Source organism: Rhizobium sp. AC44/96 (assembly GCF_001692185.1).
Taxonomy (GTDB): Bacteria; Pseudomonadota; Alphaproteobacteria; order Rhizobiales; family Rhizobiaceae; genus Rhizobium.
In genome coordinates this window covers 834493-855807 of the sequence record NZ_LXKO01000001.1, presented here as the reverse complement: position 1 = coordinate 855807, position 21315 = coordinate 834493, and the positions used below count along the sequence as shown (strand labels likewise).

Annotated in this window: 26 protein-coding genes; 2 read left to right on the top strand and 24 right to left on the bottom strand. The window is 63.0% G+C overall.

Annotation, left to right across the window (positions count from 1 at the left end; translation table 11 throughout):
* Positions 1-179: 179 nt before the first annotated feature.
* The gene (locus A6U87_RS04150) at positions 180-1367 is read left to right on the top strand and encodes an MFS transporter (RefSeq protein WP_065689929.1); all 1188 of its coding nucleotides are present in this window, start codon (positions 180-182) and stop codon (positions 1365-1367) included.
* On the opposite strand, the gene A6U87_RS04145 is transcribed toward A6U87_RS04150, so the two are convergent.
* The 17 genes from A6U87_RS04145 to A6U87_RS04070 form a co-directional block, all read right to left on the bottom strand.
* Positions 1357-1812, bottom strand: a complete 456-nt coding sequence (locus A6U87_RS04145) for a cytochrome c-type biogenesis protein (RefSeq protein WP_065689928.1) — start codon at positions 1810-1812, stop codon at positions 1357-1359. The genes A6U87_RS04150 and A6U87_RS04145 overlap by 11 nt on opposite strands.
* Positions 1809-3797, bottom strand: coding sequence for a heme lyase CcmF/NrfE family subunit (locus tag A6U87_RS04140; protein ID WP_065689927.1), 1989 nt, complete (start codon positions 3795-3797; stop codon positions 1809-1811). Before A6U87_RS04140 ends, A6U87_RS04145 begins: the two co-directional genes overlap by 4 nt.
* Positions 3794-4246, bottom strand: coding sequence for a cytochrome c maturation protein CcmE (ccmE, locus tag A6U87_RS04135; RefSeq protein WP_065689926.1), 453 nt, complete (start codon positions 4244-4246; stop codon positions 3794-3796). The genes A6U87_RS04140 and ccmE overlap by 4 nt, the downstream gene beginning before the upstream one ends.
* On the bottom strand, positions 4243-5373 hold the full coding sequence (ccmI, locus tag A6U87_RS04130) for a c-type cytochrome biogenesis protein CcmI (protein ID WP_065689925.1): 1131 nt from the start codon (positions 5371-5373) through the stop codon (positions 4243-4245). The genes ccmE and ccmI overlap by 4 nt, the downstream gene beginning before the upstream one ends.
* Positions 5374-5467: 94 nt before the next feature.
* Positions 5468-5896, bottom strand: a complete 429-nt coding sequence (locus tag A6U87_RS04125) for a hypothetical protein (RefSeq protein WP_065689924.1) — start codon at positions 5894-5896, stop codon at positions 5468-5470.
* A gap of 116 nt (positions 5897-6012) precedes the next feature.
* A complete protein-coding gene (locus A6U87_RS04120) occupies positions 6013-7416 on the bottom strand; it encodes a HAMP domain-containing sensor histidine kinase (RefSeq protein ID WP_065689923.1) in 1404 nt (467 codons plus the stop codon).
* Positions 7406-8077 carry a response regulator transcription factor gene (locus A6U87_RS04115; protein ID WP_065689922.1) on the bottom strand — a complete coding sequence of 224 codons (672 nt, stop codon included), beginning with the start codon at positions 8075-8077 and terminating at the stop codon, positions 7406-7408. Before A6U87_RS04115 ends, A6U87_RS04120 begins: the two co-directional genes overlap by 11 nt.
* Before the next feature lie 52 nt (positions 8078-8129).
* Positions 8130-8378 carry a hypothetical protein gene (locus tag A6U87_RS04110; protein ID WP_065689921.1) on the bottom strand — a complete coding sequence of 83 codons (249 nt, stop codon included), beginning with the start codon at positions 8376-8378 and terminating at the stop codon, positions 8130-8132.
* 180 nt (positions 8379-8558) lie between these two features.
* On the bottom strand, positions 8559-8774 hold the full coding sequence (locus tag A6U87_RS04105; RefSeq protein ID WP_065689920.1) for a hypothetical protein: 216 nt from the start codon (positions 8772-8774) through the stop codon (positions 8559-8561).
* A gap of 23 nt (positions 8775-8797) precedes the next feature.
* Positions 8798-12634: a glycoside hydrolase/phage tail family protein gene (locus A6U87_RS04100; protein ID WP_065689919.1), complete on the bottom strand. Its 3837-nt coding sequence runs from the start codon at positions 12632-12634 to the stop codon at positions 8798-8800.
* A complete protein-coding gene (locus tag A6U87_RS04095; protein WP_065689918.1) occupies positions 12635-13069 on the bottom strand; it encodes an NlpC/P60 family protein in 435 nt (144 codons plus the stop codon).
* A complete protein-coding gene (locus A6U87_RS04090) occupies positions 13066-13956 on the bottom strand; it encodes a DUF2163 domain-containing protein (protein ID WP_065689917.1) in 891 nt (296 codons plus the stop codon). The genes A6U87_RS04095 and A6U87_RS04090 overlap by 4 nt, the downstream gene beginning before the upstream one ends.
* Positions 13953-14594, bottom strand: a complete 642-nt coding sequence (locus A6U87_RS04085; protein ID WP_065689916.1) for a DUF2460 domain-containing protein — start codon at positions 14592-14594, stop codon at positions 13953-13955. Before A6U87_RS04085 ends, A6U87_RS04090 begins: the two co-directional genes overlap by 4 nt.
* 6 nt (positions 14595-14600) lie before the next feature.
* Complete coding sequence (locus A6U87_RS04080; RefSeq protein WP_065689915.1) at positions 14601-15143, bottom strand: phage tail tape measure protein; 543 nt, start codon at positions 15141-15143, stop codon at positions 14601-14603.
* A gap of 29 nt (positions 15144-15172) precedes the next feature.
* Positions 15173-15373: a rcc01693 family protein gene (locus A6U87_RS29095; protein ID WP_083199260.1), complete on the bottom strand. Its 201-nt coding sequence runs from the start codon at positions 15371-15373 to the stop codon at positions 15173-15175.
* Between the two features lie 11 nt (positions 15374-15384).
* Positions 15385-15741, bottom strand: a complete 357-nt coding sequence (locus A6U87_RS04075) for a gene transfer agent family protein (protein WP_065689914.1) — start codon at positions 15739-15741, stop codon at positions 15385-15387.
* Positions 15741-16148: a phage major tail protein, TP901-1 family gene (locus tag A6U87_RS04070; RefSeq protein WP_065689913.1), complete on the bottom strand. Its 408-nt coding sequence runs from the start codon at positions 16146-16148 to the stop codon at positions 15741-15743. The genes A6U87_RS04075 and A6U87_RS04070 overlap by 1 nt, the downstream gene beginning before the upstream one ends.
* 138 nt (positions 16149-16286) lie before the next feature.
* On the opposite strand from A6U87_RS04070, the gene A6U87_RS04065 reads away from it, so the two are divergent.
* Positions 16287-17504 (top strand): MFS transporter, encoded by a 1218-nt coding sequence (locus tag A6U87_RS04065; protein WP_065689912.1) that lies wholly within the window; start codon positions 16287-16289, stop codon positions 17502-17504.
* On the opposite strand, the gene A6U87_RS04060 is transcribed toward A6U87_RS04065, so the two are convergent.
* The 7 genes from A6U87_RS04060 to A6U87_RS04035 all read right to left on the bottom strand — a co-directional run bounded on the left by A6U87_RS04060 (position 17476) and on the right by A6U87_RS04035 (position 21239).
* Complete coding sequence (locus A6U87_RS04060) at positions 17476-17883, bottom strand: DUF3168 domain-containing protein (protein WP_065689911.1); 408 nt, start codon at positions 17881-17883, stop codon at positions 17476-17478. The two genes, A6U87_RS04065 and A6U87_RS04060, sit on opposite strands and share 29 nt — an antisense overlap.
* A complete protein-coding gene (locus A6U87_RS30565; RefSeq protein ID WP_275078371.1) occupies positions 17867-17995 on the bottom strand; it encodes a hypothetical protein in 129 nt (42 codons plus the stop codon). The genes A6U87_RS04060 and A6U87_RS30565 overlap by 17 nt, the downstream gene beginning before the upstream one ends.
* Positions 17992-18327 (bottom strand): phage head closure protein, encoded by a 336-nt coding sequence (locus tag A6U87_RS04055; RefSeq protein ID WP_065689910.1) that lies wholly within the window; start codon positions 18325-18327, stop codon positions 17992-17994. The genes A6U87_RS30565 and A6U87_RS04055 overlap by 4 nt, the downstream gene beginning before the upstream one ends.
* The gene (locus A6U87_RS04050) at positions 18327-18896 is read right to left on the bottom strand and encodes a head-tail connector protein (RefSeq protein WP_065689909.1); all 570 of its coding nucleotides are present in this window, start codon (positions 18894-18896) and stop codon (positions 18327-18329) included. The genes A6U87_RS04055 and A6U87_RS04050 overlap by 1 nt, the downstream gene beginning before the upstream one ends.
* Positions 18897-18980: 84 nt before the next feature.
* Positions 18981-20237 carry a phage major capsid protein gene (locus A6U87_RS04045; protein ID WP_065689908.1) on the bottom strand — a complete coding sequence of 419 codons (1257 nt, stop codon included), beginning with the start codon at positions 20235-20237 and terminating at the stop codon, positions 18981-18983.
* 9 nt (positions 20238-20246) lie between these two features.
* On the bottom strand, positions 20247-20831 hold the full coding sequence (locus A6U87_RS04040) for an HK97 family phage prohead protease (protein ID WP_065689907.1): 585 nt from the start codon (positions 20829-20831) through the stop codon (positions 20247-20249).
* 90 nt (positions 20832-20921) lie between these two features.
* A complete protein-coding gene (locus A6U87_RS04035) occupies positions 20922-21239 on the bottom strand; it encodes a DUF6107 family protein (RefSeq protein ID WP_065689906.1) in 318 nt (105 codons plus the stop codon).
* Positions 21240-21315 lie beyond the last annotated feature (76 nt).

The following is a 21315-nucleotide window of genomic DNA, read 5'->3' as shown; positions in this document are numbered from 1 at the left end:
GTTGATGGACGAAGATATAGGACGGCACACCTTACTGCGAACTGTCCGAGCGATGAAAAATTCGTAATGTGCGAAATCGCTCGCAAAAATTGTTTCAGCGTCGTTCGCAATCCCGGCGTCTCGACTAAGTCGCCGTGACCCGCTAAGCGTCTTGCCCTGACGCAAGTGAGGAGCGATCAATGACCCATGCTGTTCCGGCAGATGATTTTGCGCCCGACGTGGCAGCAATCGCCGCCGTGATCGTGGGCGTCACGGCCTTTGCCGTCGCGCAAGGACTGACCTACCCGCTGATTTCTCTTGTTCTCGAGCACCGCGGCGTCTCCCAGAGCCTGATCGGCTTCAACGCAGGCTGTTTCGCGGGTGGTCTGGCAACCGCGACATTCGCAGTCGGATGGCTTTCGCGGCTGGTGCGGGGAGATCGCCTGATCGTTGCAGGCCTGATCGGCTGTGCGCTCAGCCTTTCGCTGTTTGCGACCTTCGACAGTTTCTGGGTCTGGTGTCTCGCTCGCTTCTCGCTGGGTGTCTGCGTCAGCATCATCTTCATGCTGAGCGAAGCCTGGCTCAACACCGCCTGCCCCGATCGTCTGCGGGGGCGAATGTCCGGTCTCTACGGCGCCGGCATGTGCGGTGGCTTTGCCGCCGGCCCCCTCGCGATCCCGCTGTTCGGAACAGAGAACGGTTTTGCGTTCGCGCTGCTTGCCGTCTACGTGGCTTGCGTCGCATTCCTGACCGTCATTCTCAGCAGAAGGGCGCGGACGCAGCCGGAGCAGGCCGCCTCGGGAGCGCTTTTCAAGTTTGCCAAGAGCGCCCCGATGCTGATCGTCATGGTCGCCGCTTTTGCCTTTGCTGATATCGCCGCAATTTCCGCGATGCCGGTCTACTTCGTGCGGCTTGGGTATTCGGAAGCCTTCGCGGCAATCAGCGTGTCCGTCTTGGCTCTGCCGACGGCGCTTGCTCAACCGCTCGTCGGCTGGTTCCTCGACAAGACGTCGCGATCGGGCGTTGCCGTCTGCTCGGGTTGCCTAGCCGGATTGAGTTTTATCGCCATTCCGTTTCTTCAGTCGCAGGCAGCAATCCTGATTGCCTTCGGCATCATGGGTGCGGCGAGCTTTTCGCTCTATACCTGCGCTCTCACGCTGTTGGGTGAACGGTATAACGGCGATACGCTTGTCGCTGGAAGTGCGGCGTTCGCTCTTGCCTATGCGGTCAGCAGCGCGGCCGGTTCCTCGACGGTCGGAGCCGTCATGGACATCTACTCCCCGGCCGCAGGCCCGATCGCTGCGGGCAGCGTCGTGCTGACGCTGACAGCCGTGATCGTTGCGGCCCTGCTGCGCCAGCGTCTGCGCCGAGCCGAGATCACTTCCTGAGTAATTCGGTCAGGCGTGCCTGTTCTTCGGCGGTCAATGCAGACCCGGTCGGCTTTCCCGCGCGTCGCCGTGCAAACACGGCCAGCGCGATGCCGCCGACGACAAACAGCAGAAGCGGCGCGCCCCAAAGCAGCATCGTCTTCATTTCGAAGCGCGGCTTGAGCAGAACGAATTCGCCGTAGCGGGAGACAATATAATCCATCACTTGGGTATCGCTGTCGCCATCCGTAAGGCGCTTGCGAACCAGCAGGCGCAGGTCCTTGGCCAGTTCGGCATTGGAATCATCGATGGATTGGTTCTGGCAGACCATGCAGCGCAGTTCCGCGGAGATGGCACGCGCACGGGCTTCCAGCGCTGGATCGGCAAGCACTTCATCAGGGTTGACTGCAAACGCCGGAGCGGCAGCAAACAGGATCGCCAGCACCATGATGAACCGTCGAATCATTCGGCCGGCTCCATGGCAGGAGCCGCAGGCTTCGCCTTGCGCCTGGGGGCACCGACTCGCAGTCGGCGGTCGCTAAGCGAGACGAAGCCGCCGATCGCCATGATCACGGCTCCGCCCCATACGCACAGGATGAAGGGCTTCCACCAGATACGCACGACGATGCCACCATCGTTGGTCGCATCGCCAAGCGAGACGTAGAGCTGGCTGAGGCCGAAGCTGAGTATGCCCGCTTCGGTGGTCGGCATCTGGCGTGCAGTGTAGAGGCGCTTGGACGACCATACGTCCGCCACCTCGACGCCACCACGGGCGACGCTGAAATGACCGCGCTCCTCGGTATAGTTCGGGCCGGTCGCGGCCTGCATGCCGTCGAAGCGCAAGGTGTAGCCGCCTGCCTCGACGACCTCGTCCTTCTTCATCTGAACGACATGCTCGGTCTCGAACGTCGTAACGGCGACGATGCCAAGAACCGCTACACCGAGGCCGGCGTGTGCAAGCGCTGTTCCGAAGGCGGAGCGCGGCAGTCCGGCAAAACGCCTCCAGGCAACGCCAGCGGCAACCTTGCCGACGCCCGAACGGTACCAGAGATCAGCGATCGCACCGAAGATGAGGAAGAGCCCAGCGGCAAGACCGAGAACGGAAAGCACCGGCCCACCGTGTTCGACATAGAAGAAGGCTATCGCCACGGCGAAGGCCAGCGCGGCGACCACGTAAAGCCGCTGCAATGCTCCCAGCAAATCACCGCGCTTCCAAGCCAGGAGCGGTCCGAAGGGAACGATCACCAGCAAGGGCGCCATCAAGAGGCCGAACGTCATGTTGAAGAAGGGCGGACCGACCGAGATCTTGTCGCCCGTGAGGGTCTCAAGGAGCAGCGGGTAAAGCGTGCCGGTCAGCACCGTCCCGCACGCCACCGTCAGGATGAGATTGTTCACGACCAAGGCACCCTCGCGCGAGATCGGCGCGAACAGACCACCGGCGGTCAGCAGAGGCGCGCGGAATGCGAAGAGCGACAATGCACCGCCGATGAAAATCAGCAGGATGCACAGGATGAAGACACCTCGGGAAGGATCACTGGCAAAGGCATGGACTGATGTCAGGACGCCCGATCGAACGAGAAACGTCCCAAGCAGCGACAGCGAGAAGGTCAGGATGGCGAGCAGCACCGTCCAGATCTTCAGCGCTTCGCGCTTTTCCATGACCAAGGCGGAATGCAGGAGTGCTGTACCAGCAAGCCATGGCATGAAGGACGCGTTTTCGACCGGATCCCAGAACCACCAGCCACCCCAGCCGAGTTCGTAGTAGGCCCAATAGGAGCCCATGGCGATGCCAAGCGTCAGGAAGGTCCATGCTGCAAGTGTCCACGGCCGCACCCAGCGCGCCCAGGCAGCATCGATGCGCCCTTCAAGAAGGGCAGCGACGGCGAAGGAGAAGCAGACGGAGAAGCCGACATATCCGAGATAGAGCAATGGCGGATGTATCGCCAGGCCGATATCCTGCAGAACCGGATTGAGATCCTTCCCCTCGACGGGCGCCGGATCGAGGCGCATGAAGGGGTTGGACGTCAGCAAAATGAAGAGGATGAACGCGACCGAAATCCAAGCCTGCACGGCAAGCACGTTCGCCTTCAGCGTATCGGGAAGGTTGCGGCCAAAGGCGGCGACAAGGGCGCTGAACAAAGCCAGGATCAGCAGCCACAGCATCATGGAGCCTTCATGATTGCCCCACACGCCGGAGTATTTGTAGATCAGCGGCACCAGCGAGTGCGAGTTTTCCCAGACATTCGCGACTGAAAAATCCGAAACCACGTGCGCATAGGTAAGCACGCCGAACGAGAACGCGACCAGCCCGAAGAGCGCAATCGAACCGACCGGCGCGACGTCCATCATCGCCTGATCAAGCCGCCTCGCCCCGATCAGCGGTACAAGTGAGACTACGAGCGCTGTGGCCAGCGCCAGAATGAGTGCGTAATGCCCGATCTCGATGATCATTGCGCCGCCTCTCCTTCTTTCCACAGTCCCTGCGACTTCAGGCGATCGGCAACCTCCTTAGGCATGTACTTCTCGTCATGCTTGGCAAGAACGGTATCGGCGGTGAAGACATCGCTTCCCGTCTCGAAACGCCCCTCGGTGACGACCCCCTGCCCCTCACGAAAGAGGTCAGGCAATATCCCCGTATAGCGAACGCGGATCTGGTCACCGCTGACATCGGTGACGGCAAACTGAACCGTCGAGCCAACGCCGCGCACGATGCTGCCATCGCCGACAAGGCCACCGAGGCGAATGCGCGTTCCCGGGGGCACTGGGTTCTTGGCAAGATCGGCCGGCATGTAGAAATAGGCCACGGACTGGCTGAAGGCGAACATGACGAGCAGGACGGCCGCGAGAATGAAGGTCATCCCGCCGCCAATTACCGCAAGGCGCTTCTGCTTGCGCGTCATTCCGTCAATCCTTCCGTTGCAATACCAAGTTCACGCGCCAGCGCGAGAAGCTGCATTCCCTTGTCGCTCTTGGCGGGGAACACCGCGAGCCCGCGCTTAAGGGCACCAACGGCATGATCCTTGTCGTTCAATACGGCATAGGAGCGGACCAGCCGCAACCATCCTTCGAGGTCATCCGGATTTTCGGCGAGCTTTGCGTCCAGGCTTTCGACCATGCCCTTGATCATTTGCTGCTGATCGCCGGCAGTCATCTGTTCGGCGGCGGCGACATCTGCCTGTGTCGGACCTGCCGGCGCCGACGCTGTTGCCGGCGTTCCGCCGTTCTTGGCGATGTGCTCGTTGACCAGCGGCATCCACGGCGCATCGACGGGCGATTGCTTGGCGAGCGCCTGAAAGCCGCTGAGAGCTTCGCTCGCCTTGCCCACCTGTTCCATGCCGAGGGCCAAGTAGAACCGCGCGCGCGGATTGTCCTGCTCCAGCTGTAGCGATTGTTCGAGCACCTGACGCGCATCGTCGGTCACGACACCGCCTGATTTCGCCATGAGCGTTTCGGCAAGGCCGTCGAGCCGCACGGCGCTCGGACCAAGCAGGCGGATGGCGTTGCGGTAGGCCGCCTCGGCATCATCGACACGCATCGTGCTGAAATAGATCGGCGCTAGGACATCCCAGCCCTTGCCGTCGTCGGGATTTTGCGCGAGATGGCGCTCCGCCTTGGCGACCAGCACGGCCATGTCATTGCCGGGATTTGCAAGACGTGCCTCCAGCGGCTGCGACGGTAAATCAGGCCGCCCCATCGCCACGTAAAGACAGAGCCCCATTGCGGGTAGCAAGAGGAGGACGAAAGCCTCGGCCAGGCGATGACGCCCACTCTTCCGGCCGGAAACCGTCGCAGGAGTGTTCGAGACAGCGATCAACCGCCGGCCGACTTCCGCCCGCGCATATTCGGCTTCGTCAGCAGAAATCAGGCCACCGGCAAGGTCGCGCTCGAGTTCGCGGAGCTGGTCGCGATAGACCGCGGCTTCGCCAGCCCGGCTATCGTCAGCCGCCTTTGCTCCACGCAAAAGCGGATAAAGCAGGATAGCGGCAACAACCGCCGTCATAACGGCCACAAGAATCCAGAAAATCATAGCCGCCAAATACTCGAAGCGCGGCTTCTTTCCAACAAGCAAAGCCGTGATGAACGAGATTTGAGGCGTTTGGCCGCAATCAGGCCAATCTCAACTAGCCGAGAGGCGACCAGCTGCCGTTATCATTGCGACAGGCCGAACCGCGGGCAACGGTTTCCTTGCCTTCGACCGTGACCGTATGGGTGTATTGCCGGCAATTCTGCGAGCCGACCTGATAGGGAGCGGCGGCAATGACCTTGCCGCTGACATTGCGTCCGCTCCAGACGACCGGCTGGCCGACGGCGGCACCTTCCAAGGCACGATATTCCGCTTCAAGCGCGCGCTGGCGATCACTGTCGCTCAACGTTATGCCCGTGCGACCGACGATACCGCCCTGCAGGGCAGCAATGAAGGACGCGGATGCAGACGGCTTGCTGCTTCCGAAAAGGCCGCCGGAGCCACCACTCTTCGTTGTCTGGCAGCCAGACAAGGCCACAGCGGCCGCCAACGAGGAAACAATCATGCCTTTCGAACGGAACATCATTCAGGGGAACCCGACTCAGCTGTCAAATACGCTGCCACAGGCGCATCGCGCCATGTCGGCATTAAGGCAAAGCATGCTATGCAAATGCCTATGTCTTTCTGGCATCAAGCAGTTCGTCACGCAACATCCTTTGTGACACCAGGCAAAATAAGGCGTGCCTTAAGTCCACCCCAGTCGCCGCGCGACAGCTCGAGCCGCCCTTGGTATTCATTGGCGATCTCCGTCACGATCGACAGGCCGAGGCCGGTGCCCGGCTTGCTTTCGTCGAGCCGCCGCCCGCGCTTCAGCGCTTCCCGGATCTGATCGGGCTCGAGGCCGCTTCCGTCGTCCTCGACGATCAGCTCGACCCAGTGGCGACGCGCGCTGGCCTCGCTCCCCTTGATGTCATCAGGCGCCTCCGCGACCGACAGGCGGACCTTGGTTGCCGCAAAGCGTGCCGCATTTTCCAGGAGATTGCCGACAATTTCCTCGAGATCCTGCTGTTCCATCGCGACGGCCAGATGCGGCGGCGCGACGGAAAGCTCAAATTCCTTGTCGACGTTCAGGCGGCGCATGACGCGGACCAGGCGCTCCATCGCCGGCTCGGCATCCGTGCGGGCAAGAACGGATTCGCGCTGCGCAGCGATGCGGGCACGGTTGAGATAGGACTGGACCTGCCCCTGCATCGCTTCAGCCTGGCTGCGCACGAGATCCCCATGTGATCGCTCGAGCACGCGCGCTTCGTTGAGCAGCACGGCAATCGGGGTCTTGAGAGAATGGGCGAGATTGCCGACCTGCATGCGGGCACGCTCGACGATACGCCTGTTGCTATCGATCAACGCATTCACTTCGTTGGCGAGCGGCAAGATCTCGCGAGGGAAGTCCCCCTTCAGCTGCTCGCTCTCGCCCGCGCGGATCCGCTCAAGCGCGGCGCGCGCCTTGTCGAGCGGCTTGAGACCATAAAGAATGGCCAGCGCATTGACGATGAGACTGCCGACACCGAAGCCGGCGAGCGCGAGATAGAGACTGTGGGAGAAATTGCGGACGTCGTCTTCCACGACATCGACATTGCCCGTCACGCGAAAGCGCGCCGCTCGCCCGTCCGTGTCGAGAACGACTTCGGTTTCGGCGACCTGGATCCGATTTCCTGAGGCATCGGTCACCTGATAATAGCGTTCGTAATTCTTGTCGAACGGCGCTTCTAGAACCGATGGAACCGGGATCGTGGCCGATCCGAGAGAAGGCGACACCAGCGGCGGCGCCGTGTAGGTGCCGAGCGGTTCGACCACCCAGTACCAGCCGGTCTTCGGCTGCGCGAAGCGCAGGTCACCAAGCTGTGGACTGCCGCTCAGGGCTCCCTGATCGCCGATCGCCACGGAATTGATGACGTTATAGAGCTGGGCTCGCAGCAGATCCTGAAAGCCGCGCTCGGCGCTCTTGCGATAGAGCGTCGAGATCAGGAGACCGATGACAACCAGCGCAACGGTCGACCAGATCGTGGTCAACAGCAGAACGCGTGCGGTGAGCGACTTAATTCGCATTGCTCGGCGCTTGAATGCGGTAACCGAGACCGCGCACCGTTTCAATCAGATCAACGCCCATCTTCTTGCGCAAGCGACCGACAAAAACCTCGATCGTATTGGAATCGCGGTCGAAGTCCTGATCATACATGTGCTCGACGAGTTCGGTACGAGACACGACCTCGCCCATGTGATGCATCAGATAGGCCAGCAGGCGGTACTCGTGCGACGTCAGTTTCAGCGTCACTCCGTTGACGACGGCCTTCGAGGTCTTGGTATCGAGACGCACTGGACCGCAGACGATTTCGGAAGAGGAATGGCCTGCCGCGCGGCGGATCAAGGCGCGGATACGGGCCAGGACCTCTTCCACATGGAACGGCTTGGTGACGTAGTCGTCGGCGCCAGCATCGATGCCGGCAACCTTGTCGCTCCACCGGTCGCGCGCCGTCAGGATCAGCACCGGCACGCCGCGACCAGCGCCACGCCACTTCTCGAGCACCGTCACGCCATCCATCTCAGGAAGACCGATATCGAGGATGATCGCGTCGTAAGGCTCGGTATCGCCGAGGAAATGCCCTTCCTCACCGTCGAACGCCTGATCCACGACATATCCGGCCTCTTTAAGAGTGTCGCTCAGCTGTCTGTTCAGATTGACGTCGTCTTCGACTACCAGAATTCGCATCGGTCGGCTTTACCCCGCTTGATCTCTTCGATGTCTCATAGGCCGATTCTGCCTAGATCGGAACCTTGACGGTTACCTTGCGCGGACGCTGACCGTTGCCCTGGACCAGAACCGTGATGATGCAACTGTCGCCGGAGGGTTGGACGGAGAGCAATTGACCGCCGGTCTTCTCCACAACCTGCTGGGCGGCCGCGCTGCAATCGCCTGCTACGCGCACTATAAAGTTGCGCGAATTATCCGGTGAGGGCGACGATACCGCCAGCCCGGCGGCTAACGCTGCGACGCTCAGAGGAGAGGCCATGTGCTATGCTTTCAATGGATACCAACTTGGCCCGACTATGTACTCAAGCGACCTGAATGGCAAATGAATGCACTGTAACGTCGAGTGTTTAGAACTGTTTAAGACTAGGAATAGGCGGGGCCAAACCACGTAGAATCCAGCGAAAGGTGGTGGGTATCCACCCCTCGCCGGCATTGCCACTCATGACGCGGATTTGATCGCGGATTTGGCGGTGACGCGACCGTAGACGGCCAACAGACCGCCGAACGCGCCGGCAATATTGACGATCGAGTCGACGATTTGACTGCGATCGGCAGCGGCAATATCCACACCCGTAAAGTGCATCAAGGATGCGACAACGGAGATCAGCGCACCCCAGATCGTCTTGGAGGTGTACCAGAATTTCAATTCGCTCATCATCTTTCTCCTTTCAACAAAAGTCACAGCACAAAGGCGCGCATCGCGGGCAATCCGAGGGGAACGCGTGCCCCCATCTGGCGGATTCTCACGGTCAGGCTCGTCTGCGGCGCACCAAAATCCGCAGTCTCGTCAGCCAGCGAATAGGTCCATTCGGGCGTATCGACCTCGACAGTTCTCAAAACGGTCTCTTCCCGCAGCATCTCGAGGCGATAGCGTTCAAATGGTTCGTCGAGCGGGATATCGGCGCCGATCCAGTTGTCGGCGTTCTCCCGCCCCCTGCGGATCCAGGAGACGACGGCCTCTCCGGCGCTATTGCGCGCGCAGCGCAAATGGACGGGCGCCAGTGGCGTCCGTGCGCGCAATCCTCCTTCGAAGGCCAAGGGGCCGGCCTTTTCAACGGACCCCGCAGCCTCGGCAATCCAGTTCAAGCGCAGTCCCATTTCATCGCTGCCGAGGCCCAGCGGCTTGACCGCCTGATCGAGCAAGACGGCCACCGACCCCGCGGCGGCACCTGACATCATCGCGTCATCGGTCCCGGCGAGTGCGCGGAGCAGGCCGCTCAAGCGCCAGCGCCCGCTCTCGATCTCTTCGGCCTGCTGGAAGGACAGAACCTCCCACGCGCCGTTTGTTGCCAGGACCGCCATGAGGTTGCCGTCGTTCAGCACGGATACGGCCGGCAAGGAGGAAAACTCGCCTGCGGGGAGATCGACCACCAGCGGTCGGGACCAGTCGAAACGGCCGTTGACCCCACTGCCCAGTTCAACAGCCAGTGTTCCAATCGTGGCCGGACGATCAAGCAATACCCTGCCCTGATACCCCTCCGCTGTCGCCGACGACGACAGCCCGACCGTGTGCCAGGGCCGAGAAAAGACGGCTCCTCGCGCAAAGGATGCGGCGTCACCGCCATCGATGCACGGCAGATCCATGAGGCAGACGACCGGGTCGAAAAGGTTCGATGGCTCAGTGCCGACCTCGCGCCCATCCAGGGATGAGGGCGGGCTCCCACCACGCGATGGCGCGAACTCGCGTGCTTCGATACGGCGCGCCTCGCTCTCCTCGATCCGCGTGACGAGGAAACGACCGGCCGGGCCACCCGGTAGAGTCACCATATCGCCGGGCTGGATCTGCAGTTCGCCAGGCGATATCGAGAAGCGAACCGAGCGGCGGGAAATCCTGTTGTCGCGCAACAGCGCCTCGGCTGCGGCCAGTACCGTCTCTTCTGCAACAACCGCTGCCAGATCCTGCTTGATGACCCGGCTCGTCGTTTGCGCAGCACGGTGTGAACGCACACTCGCCTGCTCGAAATCGAGTTCGGGATTGTAGAATGTCAACACCGCCTCCGCGGCAAAGTCGCTGTCATGGCCACGCGTTTCCTGCCAGAGCTGTTCATCCTCGCGATCGACGAGCGTCTCGATCGGCCAGGCCGGAAGACTTGCTCGCGCACGCGAACGAAACCGCAAGCGTCCCGCATCCTCGAAAACATCGATCTGGAATGCCTGTAGCAAGGGCTCGATCAGGCTGCGTGCCGAGGCGAGATCACCTTGGACATAGCCCGTCAGATCACCGCTCACTTCCGAAACGTCGAAATCGGCAAAGCCGTGGTCGCCCAGCATCGCGGCAATGACGTCGGCAAGCGTCCCTCCGCCGATCCGGCCATTGAGCCAGTGACCCGTTCGCCAGTTGCCACCGTCGCTCCAGACCGTCGTATTTTGCGGAAAGGCCGGATAGGGTCGCGCATCCCAGGACCAGATGAAGAGGTGCGCGGGATCGACCATTCCAGGCGCGGCGCCACCGCTCCACCAATCATGATGTGCTTCCAGAAACCGGCGCTGCATGCTGTCGGAGCGCATTCCGCTGGAGAAATAAGGAGCAGCACTTTCCGCCGATTTCGGATCGGCGAATACGTTTGGTTGATTGGCCCCCTTGTCGATTGCGCCGCAGCCAAGTTCCGTGAACCAGATCGGCTTGCTGGCCGGGATCCAAGGTGTAGGAGATGCACGCTCCACGCCGCCAAGCCGCTCGTAATGCGAATTGCTCCACCAGCCGGCAATGTCCTTGTAGCGATAGACCCAGTGCTTGCCCGCGGAGCCATCGACAATCGCGGTCCGCAAGCGCGTCCGGCGGTCGGCTTCTGTCGCATAATACCAATCGAACCCCTCGCCCGAGCCGATGCCGGCCATCAGGGCCTGGCGATCGTCAGCGAGGCGGAAGCCGTCGGGGTTGGCATTGGCAAGATCATCGCCGCGCCAGTCGGCGAGCGGCATGTAGTTGTCGATACCGATCGCGTCGATTGCCGGCGACGCCCAGAGCGGATCGAGATTGAAATAGACATCACCGCTGCCGTCCGCCGGATGATAGCCGAAATATTCGCTCCAATCCGCGCCATAGGTCAGCTTTGCAGCCGGCAACAGGGTCTCCACGTCGGCGGCCAGCGAAACAAGCGTTTCGACGAAGGGGAACGCACCACTATCGTCCCGGACCTGGGTCAACCCGCGCAGCTCGGAACCGACAATGAATCCGCTGACACCGCCTGCCGCCTTTGCAAGCTGCGCATAGTGCAGGATGAAGCGCCGATAGCTTTCCTCATCGCCGTCATAGACGACCCGGTGTCCGGATACCGAAAAGTGGCCGGCACGCGCGGCACCGGCAAACGCGCGCAGCTGACTGCGGGCCAGTGTCGTACGGTCTGCCGTGCCGACCTGGCCGATGGCAGGATGACAGGTGATCCGCCCGCGCCAGGGATAGGCCGCTTGGGCATCGTCGCCATAGGGATCAGGCAAGCTGTTGCCGGCGGGTATATCCATCATCAGGAACGGATACAGATAGACCTTGAGCCCGCGCGCCTTGAGATCAGCAATGGCCGACACCACACTTTCATCATCCGGCGTGCCACCGAAAGCCGGGCCGCCATTGTTCCGGCTGACGACATATGCGTCGCCACGTTCGACACCCGAGACGGACCAATCCCTGCTTTCGTTGCGGCGAGCGACCTCGACGCCCGGCACGACGCGGCACTCGCCGGCGCGCAGATCGGTTCCGAACCAGGTGACGACAAGGGCGACGCGCTCCAGAGTCGGGCACAGCGCAGTCAACTCGTCGATGGAGACCTCCCAGTCCGTCGTCCCCTGCAGTGTGTTCCGGTTGAGAAGACGTGCACTGCCGGCACCGGTTTTTTCAGAGACGGCGGTCGCGCGGTAGCCATGTTCGGTCGCGCCCGGGATGATGCAGACCGCCTTGATCTTGTTTTCCAGCGCGCCGATTGCACGAACCACTTCGAACTGCAGCAGCGGGATACGGTTGCCGTAGGCATCAAGCGGCAAGCGTTCGAACACGACATAGGTCAATCCTCGATAGGCAGGGGCATTGCCTGTCCCCTGCTTCGCCTCGATCAGCGGATCGGGCTGCTGATCGTCGCTGCCGCGATAGAGGCGCATCTCGATCTTGGTGAGATCCAGTTCCTTGCCATCGGCCCACACCCGCCGCACCCGCGCCACCTGCCCTTCGCACAGACCGATCGCGAGATTGGCGAAGTAGCGATAGGTCTCGACCCGCGTGCCACCCGTGGATTTGCCGCCCGTTCGTTCGGTCGTTACCTGCTCCTCGAACCGCGTGGCCCAGATCAGCGTGCCACCGATGCGGGCAGTGCCGTAGACACGGTTGATTGCCGTGCCGTCGTCGGCGCCGGGAATGCGTGCCGTCGACAGCCGCGAGCCGCGCACGGTGGTACTGCCGTTGATGAGGGCGTGGTCGACGACGCTGCCGGCCAGGGCACCGGCCGCGCGACCGATGATCGCGCCGACTGGACCGAAGACGCTGCCGAGCGCTGCACCGGCTGCCTGAAAGAGAAGTGTTGCCATCTATTTCTCCGGAAACCGAAACACAGCCGCGACACGACGCCGCCAGCTCGGCACGAGAGGCGAGGAGATTACCGCTGCCTGCTCGTAGGCGTGGATGAAGTGCCGTTCATCGGCCAGAATGCCGGCATGCTTGGCAGCCACATCGGGCCGCCAGCGGAAAAGCAGCAGATCGCCGGGCAGCGCTTCGGCAAGCGACAGCGACGTATCGAAATGACGGTACGCCGCGTTCATCAATCGATCTTCGCCGCTGCGTTCGGCCCAGTCAGGCGCGTAGGGGCGCGGCACTTCGGGCTCTTCGCCATAGAGCTCGCGCCAGATCCCGCGGATCAGCCCCAGGCAATCGCACCCCACCCCCTTGAGCGACGCCTGATGCCGGTAGGGCGTGCCAATCCAGCCTTCGGCACAGGCGAGCACGCGGTCTGCCGTCGTCATCATTTGAACAGCGCCTTCCCATCGTGAACGCTTTCGCCGTCGGCGTAGGTGTAGGCGAAATCGGCACCCGGCATGTGCGGGAAACCGCGAAAATTCAGGCGGTTGGAGAACTTGCTTCGGCAGATGGCGAAGGACTTGTCGCAGCCTGCCGTCAATACGAGGCGATCGCCCGAAGAAGGCGCGCGCTCGAGCGGCAGCCAGAGCGTGACCTCCATCAGGTCGCCAACCCGCACATGCGCGTCTATATCCAAACGCTGCCCCTGGTTCTCGCCGTCGACAAACGTCGCCGTTCCCAGACGGAAGAAGCCGTCGTCAACAGACCTGACCCCCGACAGAAGCAGCCGGCTCGCATCCGGTACCGATACGATGACGCCGTCCGCACGAAACTGCGGCAGCGACAGATCCACGCCGCACCTGTTATCCCCGACCGCAGCGTCGCAACGACGTCCATAGACGCGCCCCTGCGGCTCGTTCAGACGGCTGGCGAAGCTGCGAAGCTCGGCCTGGAAGCGGCCGGCGTCGCGGGTCACCTCACCGATTTCCTGCACCTTGAGCATCATGTGCTGTTCGGGCAGCGGCCAGTTGACGAGGAACACCTCGACACGGGCGCCGTCATAGCGTCCCCGCTCCAGATCGTCCTCGGTGATTGCCGCGCTGGAGAAGCCCCCGGAGACCTCGCTGGTCGCGGCCGGCAGGCCAACCTCTTCCTCCGCCGCGCTTGCGGAAAATCCGCTCGCAGCGAGAAAGATCGTGCCATCGAAGGCGATGTCGTTGTCGTGCTCCGTGAAGCCCAACACGACGCCATCGCGGCGGATCACCCGCCAGGCGTGGCAGACCGTCGTGGCGTCTCCATCCAGATGCGCTTTCAGCGCTGAGGGGATCGTTCTCATGGCGCGATCTCCGTCAGCGGTATGGTTGGAATCCGCCCGGCATTGAACGCGGACAGGTTGACCTCGATCCGGCCGGTGGCGAAACGAACGGGTACGTCGAACTCGAAGCCGGCCGTTATCGAAGAGCCCGGCGCAGGAACATGACCGGCGGCAAATGTGACGGTCCCTGTTGCCGTATCACAGTCGAAGGCCGCGCCGGGCACGGGTACCCCGTCCAGCGCAACGACGACCGAACCGTCCGCCGGTTTGGCGATCCGTCGGACGCTACCGCCCGCCGCGTCGCCATAGGTCTTGACGAGCGGGAATGTCACGGTGACCCCATCGCCTGTGCCCAACCGCTGGTCGCCCGGCGTTACCGGAATGCCGGGCCTGGACGATGACCAGTCGATTGGATCGCGGAACCGGAAGCCATAGAGCTCGCCGCTGCGCGCTTCGAAAAACTCCAGCACCTCGTAGAGATCCGCCACCGAGCGCAGGCCCGAGCCGGCGTCATAGCTTCGCCGCGCATCGCGCCATCGGCTGTTGCGGCTCTCTCTCCCATTGGACAGATTGACGATATCGGTGCGCCGCACCGGCCCGCCGCTGGTCGAAAGCGACAGGCGCAGCGGAAAGCGCACATCATGAAACCCGCTTGTCATGGCACCTCACAAGTTGCGCTGGCCGCGCATGGCGGTGCGCGCCAGCATCGAGGAAATCTGCGCCTCGCTTTTCTGGAAGCTCTGGGCGTCGGCGGCGGTGACATTGAAGATGATCTGCTGCGAGCCGCCGCCTGCGGCAGCAACGCCAAGCGAACCGTCGGCGCCACGCTTCAGCGGCAAGATCGCCTCGCTGCCCGCCTCCCCCATCAACCCCATGTCGCCGCCCATCGGGAAGTAGGTCGGCTGCGAGACCACGCCGCCATCGGCAAAGGGCAGAAGCTTGCCGAAACTGCCGAGCAGGCTCGAAGCACTCCCCGAGATCATCGTCTCCAGCGGCTTCAGACCTGCCGACAGCGCGATATCCGCCAGCCGGTTGCCGAGACTGCGCAGAATGTCGTCCAAGCTCTTGCTACCGTCGGCGGCGCTTCGAAGCGCGCTCGAAAGCGCTGCCCCGAACGAGCGTGAGCGCGTCTCCAGACCATCGAGAGCGCGTTGCAGCGTCTCCGCCTGCCCTGTTGCGGTGGTAAAATCCGTTTCTTCGCTGTCCATTGTCCTGCCTTCTTCTGGGTCGCTGCGGATCAATCCGGAAACCGGGCCATCAACCCCTCCAGATCGGCGCGGGATGTGCCGACGCCAGGCGGCACCAGCCCGCCTGCGGCTGCGTGGAATTCGAGAGGTGTCATTGCCCAGAACGCGACCGGGGGAAGCCGCAGCAAGCAGAGACCGACATGCAGCACCCGCGCCCAGGGGAAAGGCGCGGCACCACGTTCAGCCTCGATGCCGGCTGCGGCTAGAGGGGGCGCGAGGCGGTCTCCGCCTCCACGCCGACAAAGGTGGCAGTAAGCAGGCTGCCGACGATCGTGGCATAGCCGCCCAGGCCACCCTCGACATCGGCCTGCGCGACCTCGTCGTCGGAATAGAGATTGCCGCCACCGCGAAGGCCGGCGCCGATGATGCGGATCATGTCGGCGGCCCTCAGGCGACCATCGGCGAAGCGTTCCGCCAAACCCGTGAGACTGTCGACTGCAAAGGCCGTCTCGAGCTCGGCCAGAGCGCCAAGCGTCAGGCAGAGAATCCGCCGTTCACCATCGATCATCGCCTCGATCTCGCCGCGTCGCCGATTTGCACGTGCACCCGCCGCCCGCATCAAAGCGCCTCGAAGCTGATGGCGCCGGCCGATTCCAGCGCCATTTCGAACAGCACCTCGCCGTTGTGCTGGCCGGAATACTCAAGAGCGCTCGCCTGGAACGGCCCGCTGATATTGCCGAAGCCGGGAATGACGATCTGCCAGTTCAGGATCGACGCATTGAAAAAGGCGTTCCGTACCAGCGCATCGGAGGCGGCATCCTTGAAGATCCCGGCGCCAGAAACGGATGCACGCTGCACACCGGCGCCGCCCAGCAGTTCACGCCAGCGACCGACGCTGTCGGCATCGGTCACATCGACGGTTTCGGCATTGAAGGCGAGCCGTTTCGAGCGGAGGCCTGCCACCGTCTCGAAGGCTGTCCCGTTGAATATCTTGAGCAGCAGATCCTTGCCCTTTTGCGCAACCATCGCTTTGTCCCTTAAAACAAAAGGCGCCCCTGGGACGCCTGCCACTGTCATTTACTTGTCACTTTCAACCCGTCGGCCAAGCTGGTACGACCGGTTGAATTCCCGTCCGAAGTCTCGATTCCCCAAGGCATCCGCCCGATGTCCCGATCATTCTCCCCACGTACAGCCCGCACCGTCGCCGTTCTTGCCGTCACACAGCTGATCGGCTGGGGCACCAGCTTCGACATGCTCGGCGTCATGGGCCGCGTCATCGCGCCGGACCTCGGGCTTGCAAACGAGATCGTCTTTGGCGGACTGACGGTGATGATGATCATCAGCGCGCTCATGGGCCCGACGACGGGCCGCTGGCTGGGGCGCTACGGGGCGGCGCGCGTGCTTGCCGCGGCGTCGCTGGTCTTTGCCGCCGGTCTCGCCCTCCTTGCAGCGGCCAATGGCATCGTTCTCTACGTGCTCGCCTGGATCCTCATAGGGGGTGGCGGGGCGCTCGGCCTGTCGGCGCCCGCCTATACCGCCGTGGTGGAACGCGAAGGGCCGAACAGCAAACGCGTGATCGCGATCCTGATGCTGTTCACCGGACTTTCGAGCGCGATCTTCTGGCCTGTCCTCAGCCTCCTGAACAATGCCGTCGGCTGGCGATCTACCTTCCTGATCTGCGCGGCCCTGCAGTTCTGCATCTGCCTTCCGCTGCACCTCTTCGCGCTGCCAACGCCGATCGTCAGCCACACCGAGGGCGCTGCCGCGCATACAGCGCCACTGCCGCTCTCGCCGGCAAAGCAGCGCAAGGCCTTCCTGCTGATCGCGGCGGCGACAACGATCTCGACCTTCGTCACCTTCGGCGTCTCGCCATCGCTGCTCGAGATCTTTCGCCAGTCCGGCGCCTCGCCAGCGCTCGCCATCCAACTCGGTTCGGCGCGGGGCGTCATCGGCATTTCAGCTCGTTTCATGGACATGCTGCTCGGCAAACGCGGTAATCCGATCCTCAGCGCCGCCATGGGCGTCAGCCTCATGGTGCTCAGCTTCCTGATGATGATCGTTCTGCCGCCTTCGACGCCGCTGCTGGTCGCTTTCATCCTGCTCTACGGCTTCGGCTCCGGCGTCATGACCGTCGCCCGCGCGTTGCTGCCGCTGGCGCTGTTTTCACCCCGCGACTATGGCCTGCAATCCGCTCGCCTCTCCCTGCCTCAAAATCTCGCCAATGCCGTCGCGCCCGTCGTCTTCACCGCGATCCTGGACCGTGCGGGCGCTGGCATGGCGATCGCAACCTGCGCTGTGCTGGCGGTTCTGTCGCTCGGGTTCGTGATGATGCTGATGGCGCTGGTGCGCGGCGTCACGCAGCCGGTTCCGTCACTGCCCTGAATCGCATCTCCGCGACATGCAGCCTGGTCTTCGGTTCACGCCGCGTGCGCGTTGCCAGATGCCGCACGCCGACCAAGTGATGGGTGGCGAGACCAAGCGCGGCGTCCTGCAGCAAGGCATGGAGCCTCTCGACGATTGTCTGAACCTGCCTGCGCCCTGCGGCATCCGACCAGATTTCCAATGCCAGCAGATGCTCTTCGCCCTCCTCTGTCGAGGTCGAGTAGTCGTTGCTGGTCAGCTCGCCAACGACAATGCAGGGTAGCTTCCTGCCCGCGACCAGCCGGTCGCGAATGGCATCCGGCCCGATCATGGCAGTCAATTCGGCATCTTCACTGAGGAGTGCGTGAATCGCCGTCAGCAGTTCATTGGCAGTGCTCATCCTTCTCGGCTCCCTTCGTGTCTGGCTTGCTCTCGCAACCGCGCATCAGCGCCAGCAATGCCGCCGCCAGGTCCCGGAGAGTGATCGCCAGGGACGCTCGCGGTTCCGTCATTGGCTCTCCTCCTCGCAGAGGCAGACGACGTAGTTGCCCCTCTCATCCGGGTCACGCCACGCGCCGATCACGAAGACCCGCTCACCCTTGCGCAGCCGCATACCGGCCGTGATATCGCTTCGAAATCGGAGCCAAATGCGGTGGGTCAGGGTGAACACATCAGCGCTCGCCTGCTCCTGCCGGATCTCGCTGACGGGCTCGATGCGCGCCCATAGCGACGCGACCGCGACAAAGGAGACCGTGGCGCCGCCCTGTCCGTCCGGGGTTGCCTCCGGCGCTTCCAGTTCGAGCCGCGCCGTCATCTGGCCGGGATCGAAGAACACCGAGCGCATCACAGCCTCCGCATCACGAAGGGCGTGATCAGGCGATCATAGCCCGGCGGAATGTCCGCCGGCTGGTCTTCCGCCGAGACCGCGCCACGGAAGGAAAACATCTGGGCGATATGCATCAGCATGGCGCGCTTCAGCGTGTCGGGCACGTCCGCGCCGCTTTCGCCGAAACCCGCGATAAAGTCGATCTCCAGGCCGTTGATATCGCGCGTGATGTCGATCGCCTGGCTCAGCACCAGGCGAGCCGGCCGCGCACTGCCATCCAGGATGTGGCCGGTGAGCGGTAGCGTCACCTCCTCGCCTGCAGCATCATAAAGCGTCAGGCTTTCAATGGCTTGCACCGGGCCTCTGGCAATCTGAATCACGCCGCCTTGAGGTATTGAATCAAGATAGAGGCGCCATGTCTGGGTGATGAGGCAGAGCCCTGTGGAGCGTTCAAGGTGCTCGCGGGCCGTAGCGATCAAGGCGGCCAGCAGCGGGTCTTCGTTGCTGTCGTCGAGCCGCAGATGCGCCTTGACATCGGCGAGCGTCAGCGCCTCCGCCGCGGGCGAAGTGATAGATGCATAGGTCATGTCGGTTCCCGGATTGTATCGAAAGCAAAGAGGGTACGGCGCCCCGGTGGGAGGAAGACGCGGGGCGCCGCATGGGGCGATCAATCAGCTTGCGGCGAACTTCACCAGCTTGATCGCCTCGAAATTCTGCACTCCGCCGCCGACGCGCTTGGTGGTGTAGAAGAGCACATAGGGCTTGGCGGAATAGGGATCGCGCAGCACGCGTACCCCGGTGCGATCAACGACGAGATAGCCGGCTCGGAAGTCGCCGAAGGCGATCGACAGCGCATTGGCCGCGATATCGGGCATGTCCTCGGCCTCAACGACAGGGAAGCCGACCAGCGAGGCCGCCTCGCCCGCCGTTGCCGGCGGCTGCCAGAGATAGCGACCGTCGCCGTCCTTCAGCTTGCGCACCTCGGCCTGGGTCTTGCGGTTCATCACGAAGTTGGCGTTCTGGCGATGGCCGGCCTTCAGTGAATAGATCGTGTCGATGAGCGTGTCGGATGCGGCAGACGCCTTGAAGGCACCCGCGGCACCTGTTGCGATGTAGCCGAGATTGCCCCAGCTCCAGGCACTGTCGGCCACCGCCGTGTAGGCGAGGAAGCCCTTCGGCTTGTTGGTGCCGTCGCCGTTCACGAAGGCGGTCCCTTCCTGTTCGGCAAAGACGGTGTCGACCTCGCCCGAGATCCACGCCTCGATATCGACCGCGGCATCGTCTAGCAGCGCCTGGGTGGCCGCCGGCATGGCATAGAGCTCCATGGTCGGGAAGGAGAGCTCGGCCAATTGGGCACTTGATGTCTGCGGGCGAGCCGCCGTTTCCGCGACCCAGCCTGCTGCCATGCCGGCGATGGAGAACGGCTTCTTCAGCACCGAACCGGAGACCTGACGCACCGTTGCGAGCGAGCGGATCGGCGAAACGACGGAGAGCCGGCGGCCGATCTCGGTGTCCGTTTCCGGCGGCACGAGATAGCCGCCGTCGGCGCCTGACCCCGCTGACATCGCCTTCGCCTCGATCTCGCGCAATCCGGCCTCGTCGCCGCGGCGGATATATTGTTCGAAGGCAGCCTTGTGCTCGGTCGCCTCGATGCCAGCAGCAGCGGACCGGCCAAGCGGCGGCCGCGCCTTTTTCAGCGCCAGTTGGTCGAGCACCTTCTTCTGTTCATCGATGGCGCGATTGATGCGATCCACCTTGTCGCGGGTGACGACGTCGGAGGTCAGCTTCTGCTCGATCTCGCCGAGCCTGGCATCGTTGGTTTCCTTGAAGGCTTCGAAGGCCTCCATGAATTCATCGAAAGCGGCAGCCATTTCCGGCGCCGCCTTGATCTCGGGTGCAGTCTTTGCGGCGGTCTGCTTGTCGGTCATCTGTTCGTCCTATCTGAAGGTTTCAGTCAGCATCATCCGGGCGGCCCGGCGCATGGCGCGGACAAGCTCGGTCTCCTTGTCGCGGAACCACCGCGCATTCTTGATGTTCTGCACGCGGGCCGAGGGCAGCATCGGGAAGGTCACGACAGAGATTTCCCAGAGATCGGCCTCGAGGATGCGGCGCACGCCCGACTTGGCGTCGGTCTTTGCCCGCACCGTTCGGAAACCGATCGACAGACCGTCCAGCGCGCCGTTCTTCAACAACTGATGCACCTCACGGGCGCGACTGACGCCCTCGGCGAGCACACCCTCGACGTAGAGGCCGCGGCTGTCCTCGCGGATCGTCTTCCAGGCGCCGATCGGCTCGGATGGGTCGTGCTGGAAAAGCATCCGCACCCCGCCTGCCCCGCGCTCCGTCAGCGACTTTCTGAAGGCGCCGCGTTCGATCGCATCCTTGCCGAGATCGACTTCGCCGAAGACGCTGGCGTAGCCAGAAAAGCTGCCGTCGCGCCCCAATCCACGGAGCTCAAGATTGGCGAACTTGCGCGTATCCGCGCCCATGGGTGATCGCGCCAGCGCGCTGCTTGCGGTCATGATGCTCTCCTCGTTGTGTGATTGTGCCGCCACCGGGTTCAGGGGCGTGGCGCTGACAACCTCACCGGCCGTCAAATGTTCACCGGCGCGTCAGCGGTTGCGCGCGCCGTATCGCCCCGCAATACGCGCGACAATGCCGAGACCCCACCAGGCGCAAAGACTGGCCGCCGCCGATCCCGACAGCATCACCTCGGACACCGACAATCGATCGACAAGATCCAATCGCTCGGCGATCCATATACCGGTCGGCCCACCGAAGATGAGCCCGCACGAAAGCCCGGTGAAGAACCGGCTCGCCGCCTCACGCCGGCTCTTCGGCAGGAGATAGACGAGCGATACAACAGCGCCCGCCGACGCGCCCAGCGCCCTGGTTGCCCAGAGCCCGGCATCATTGGAAAGGTCCGTCATGGTCAAACTCTCCGGATCGAAAGGGATGCAGCACCCGACCACGTCGGATGCCGGTTTCCTCCAGCCTTTTGAATCG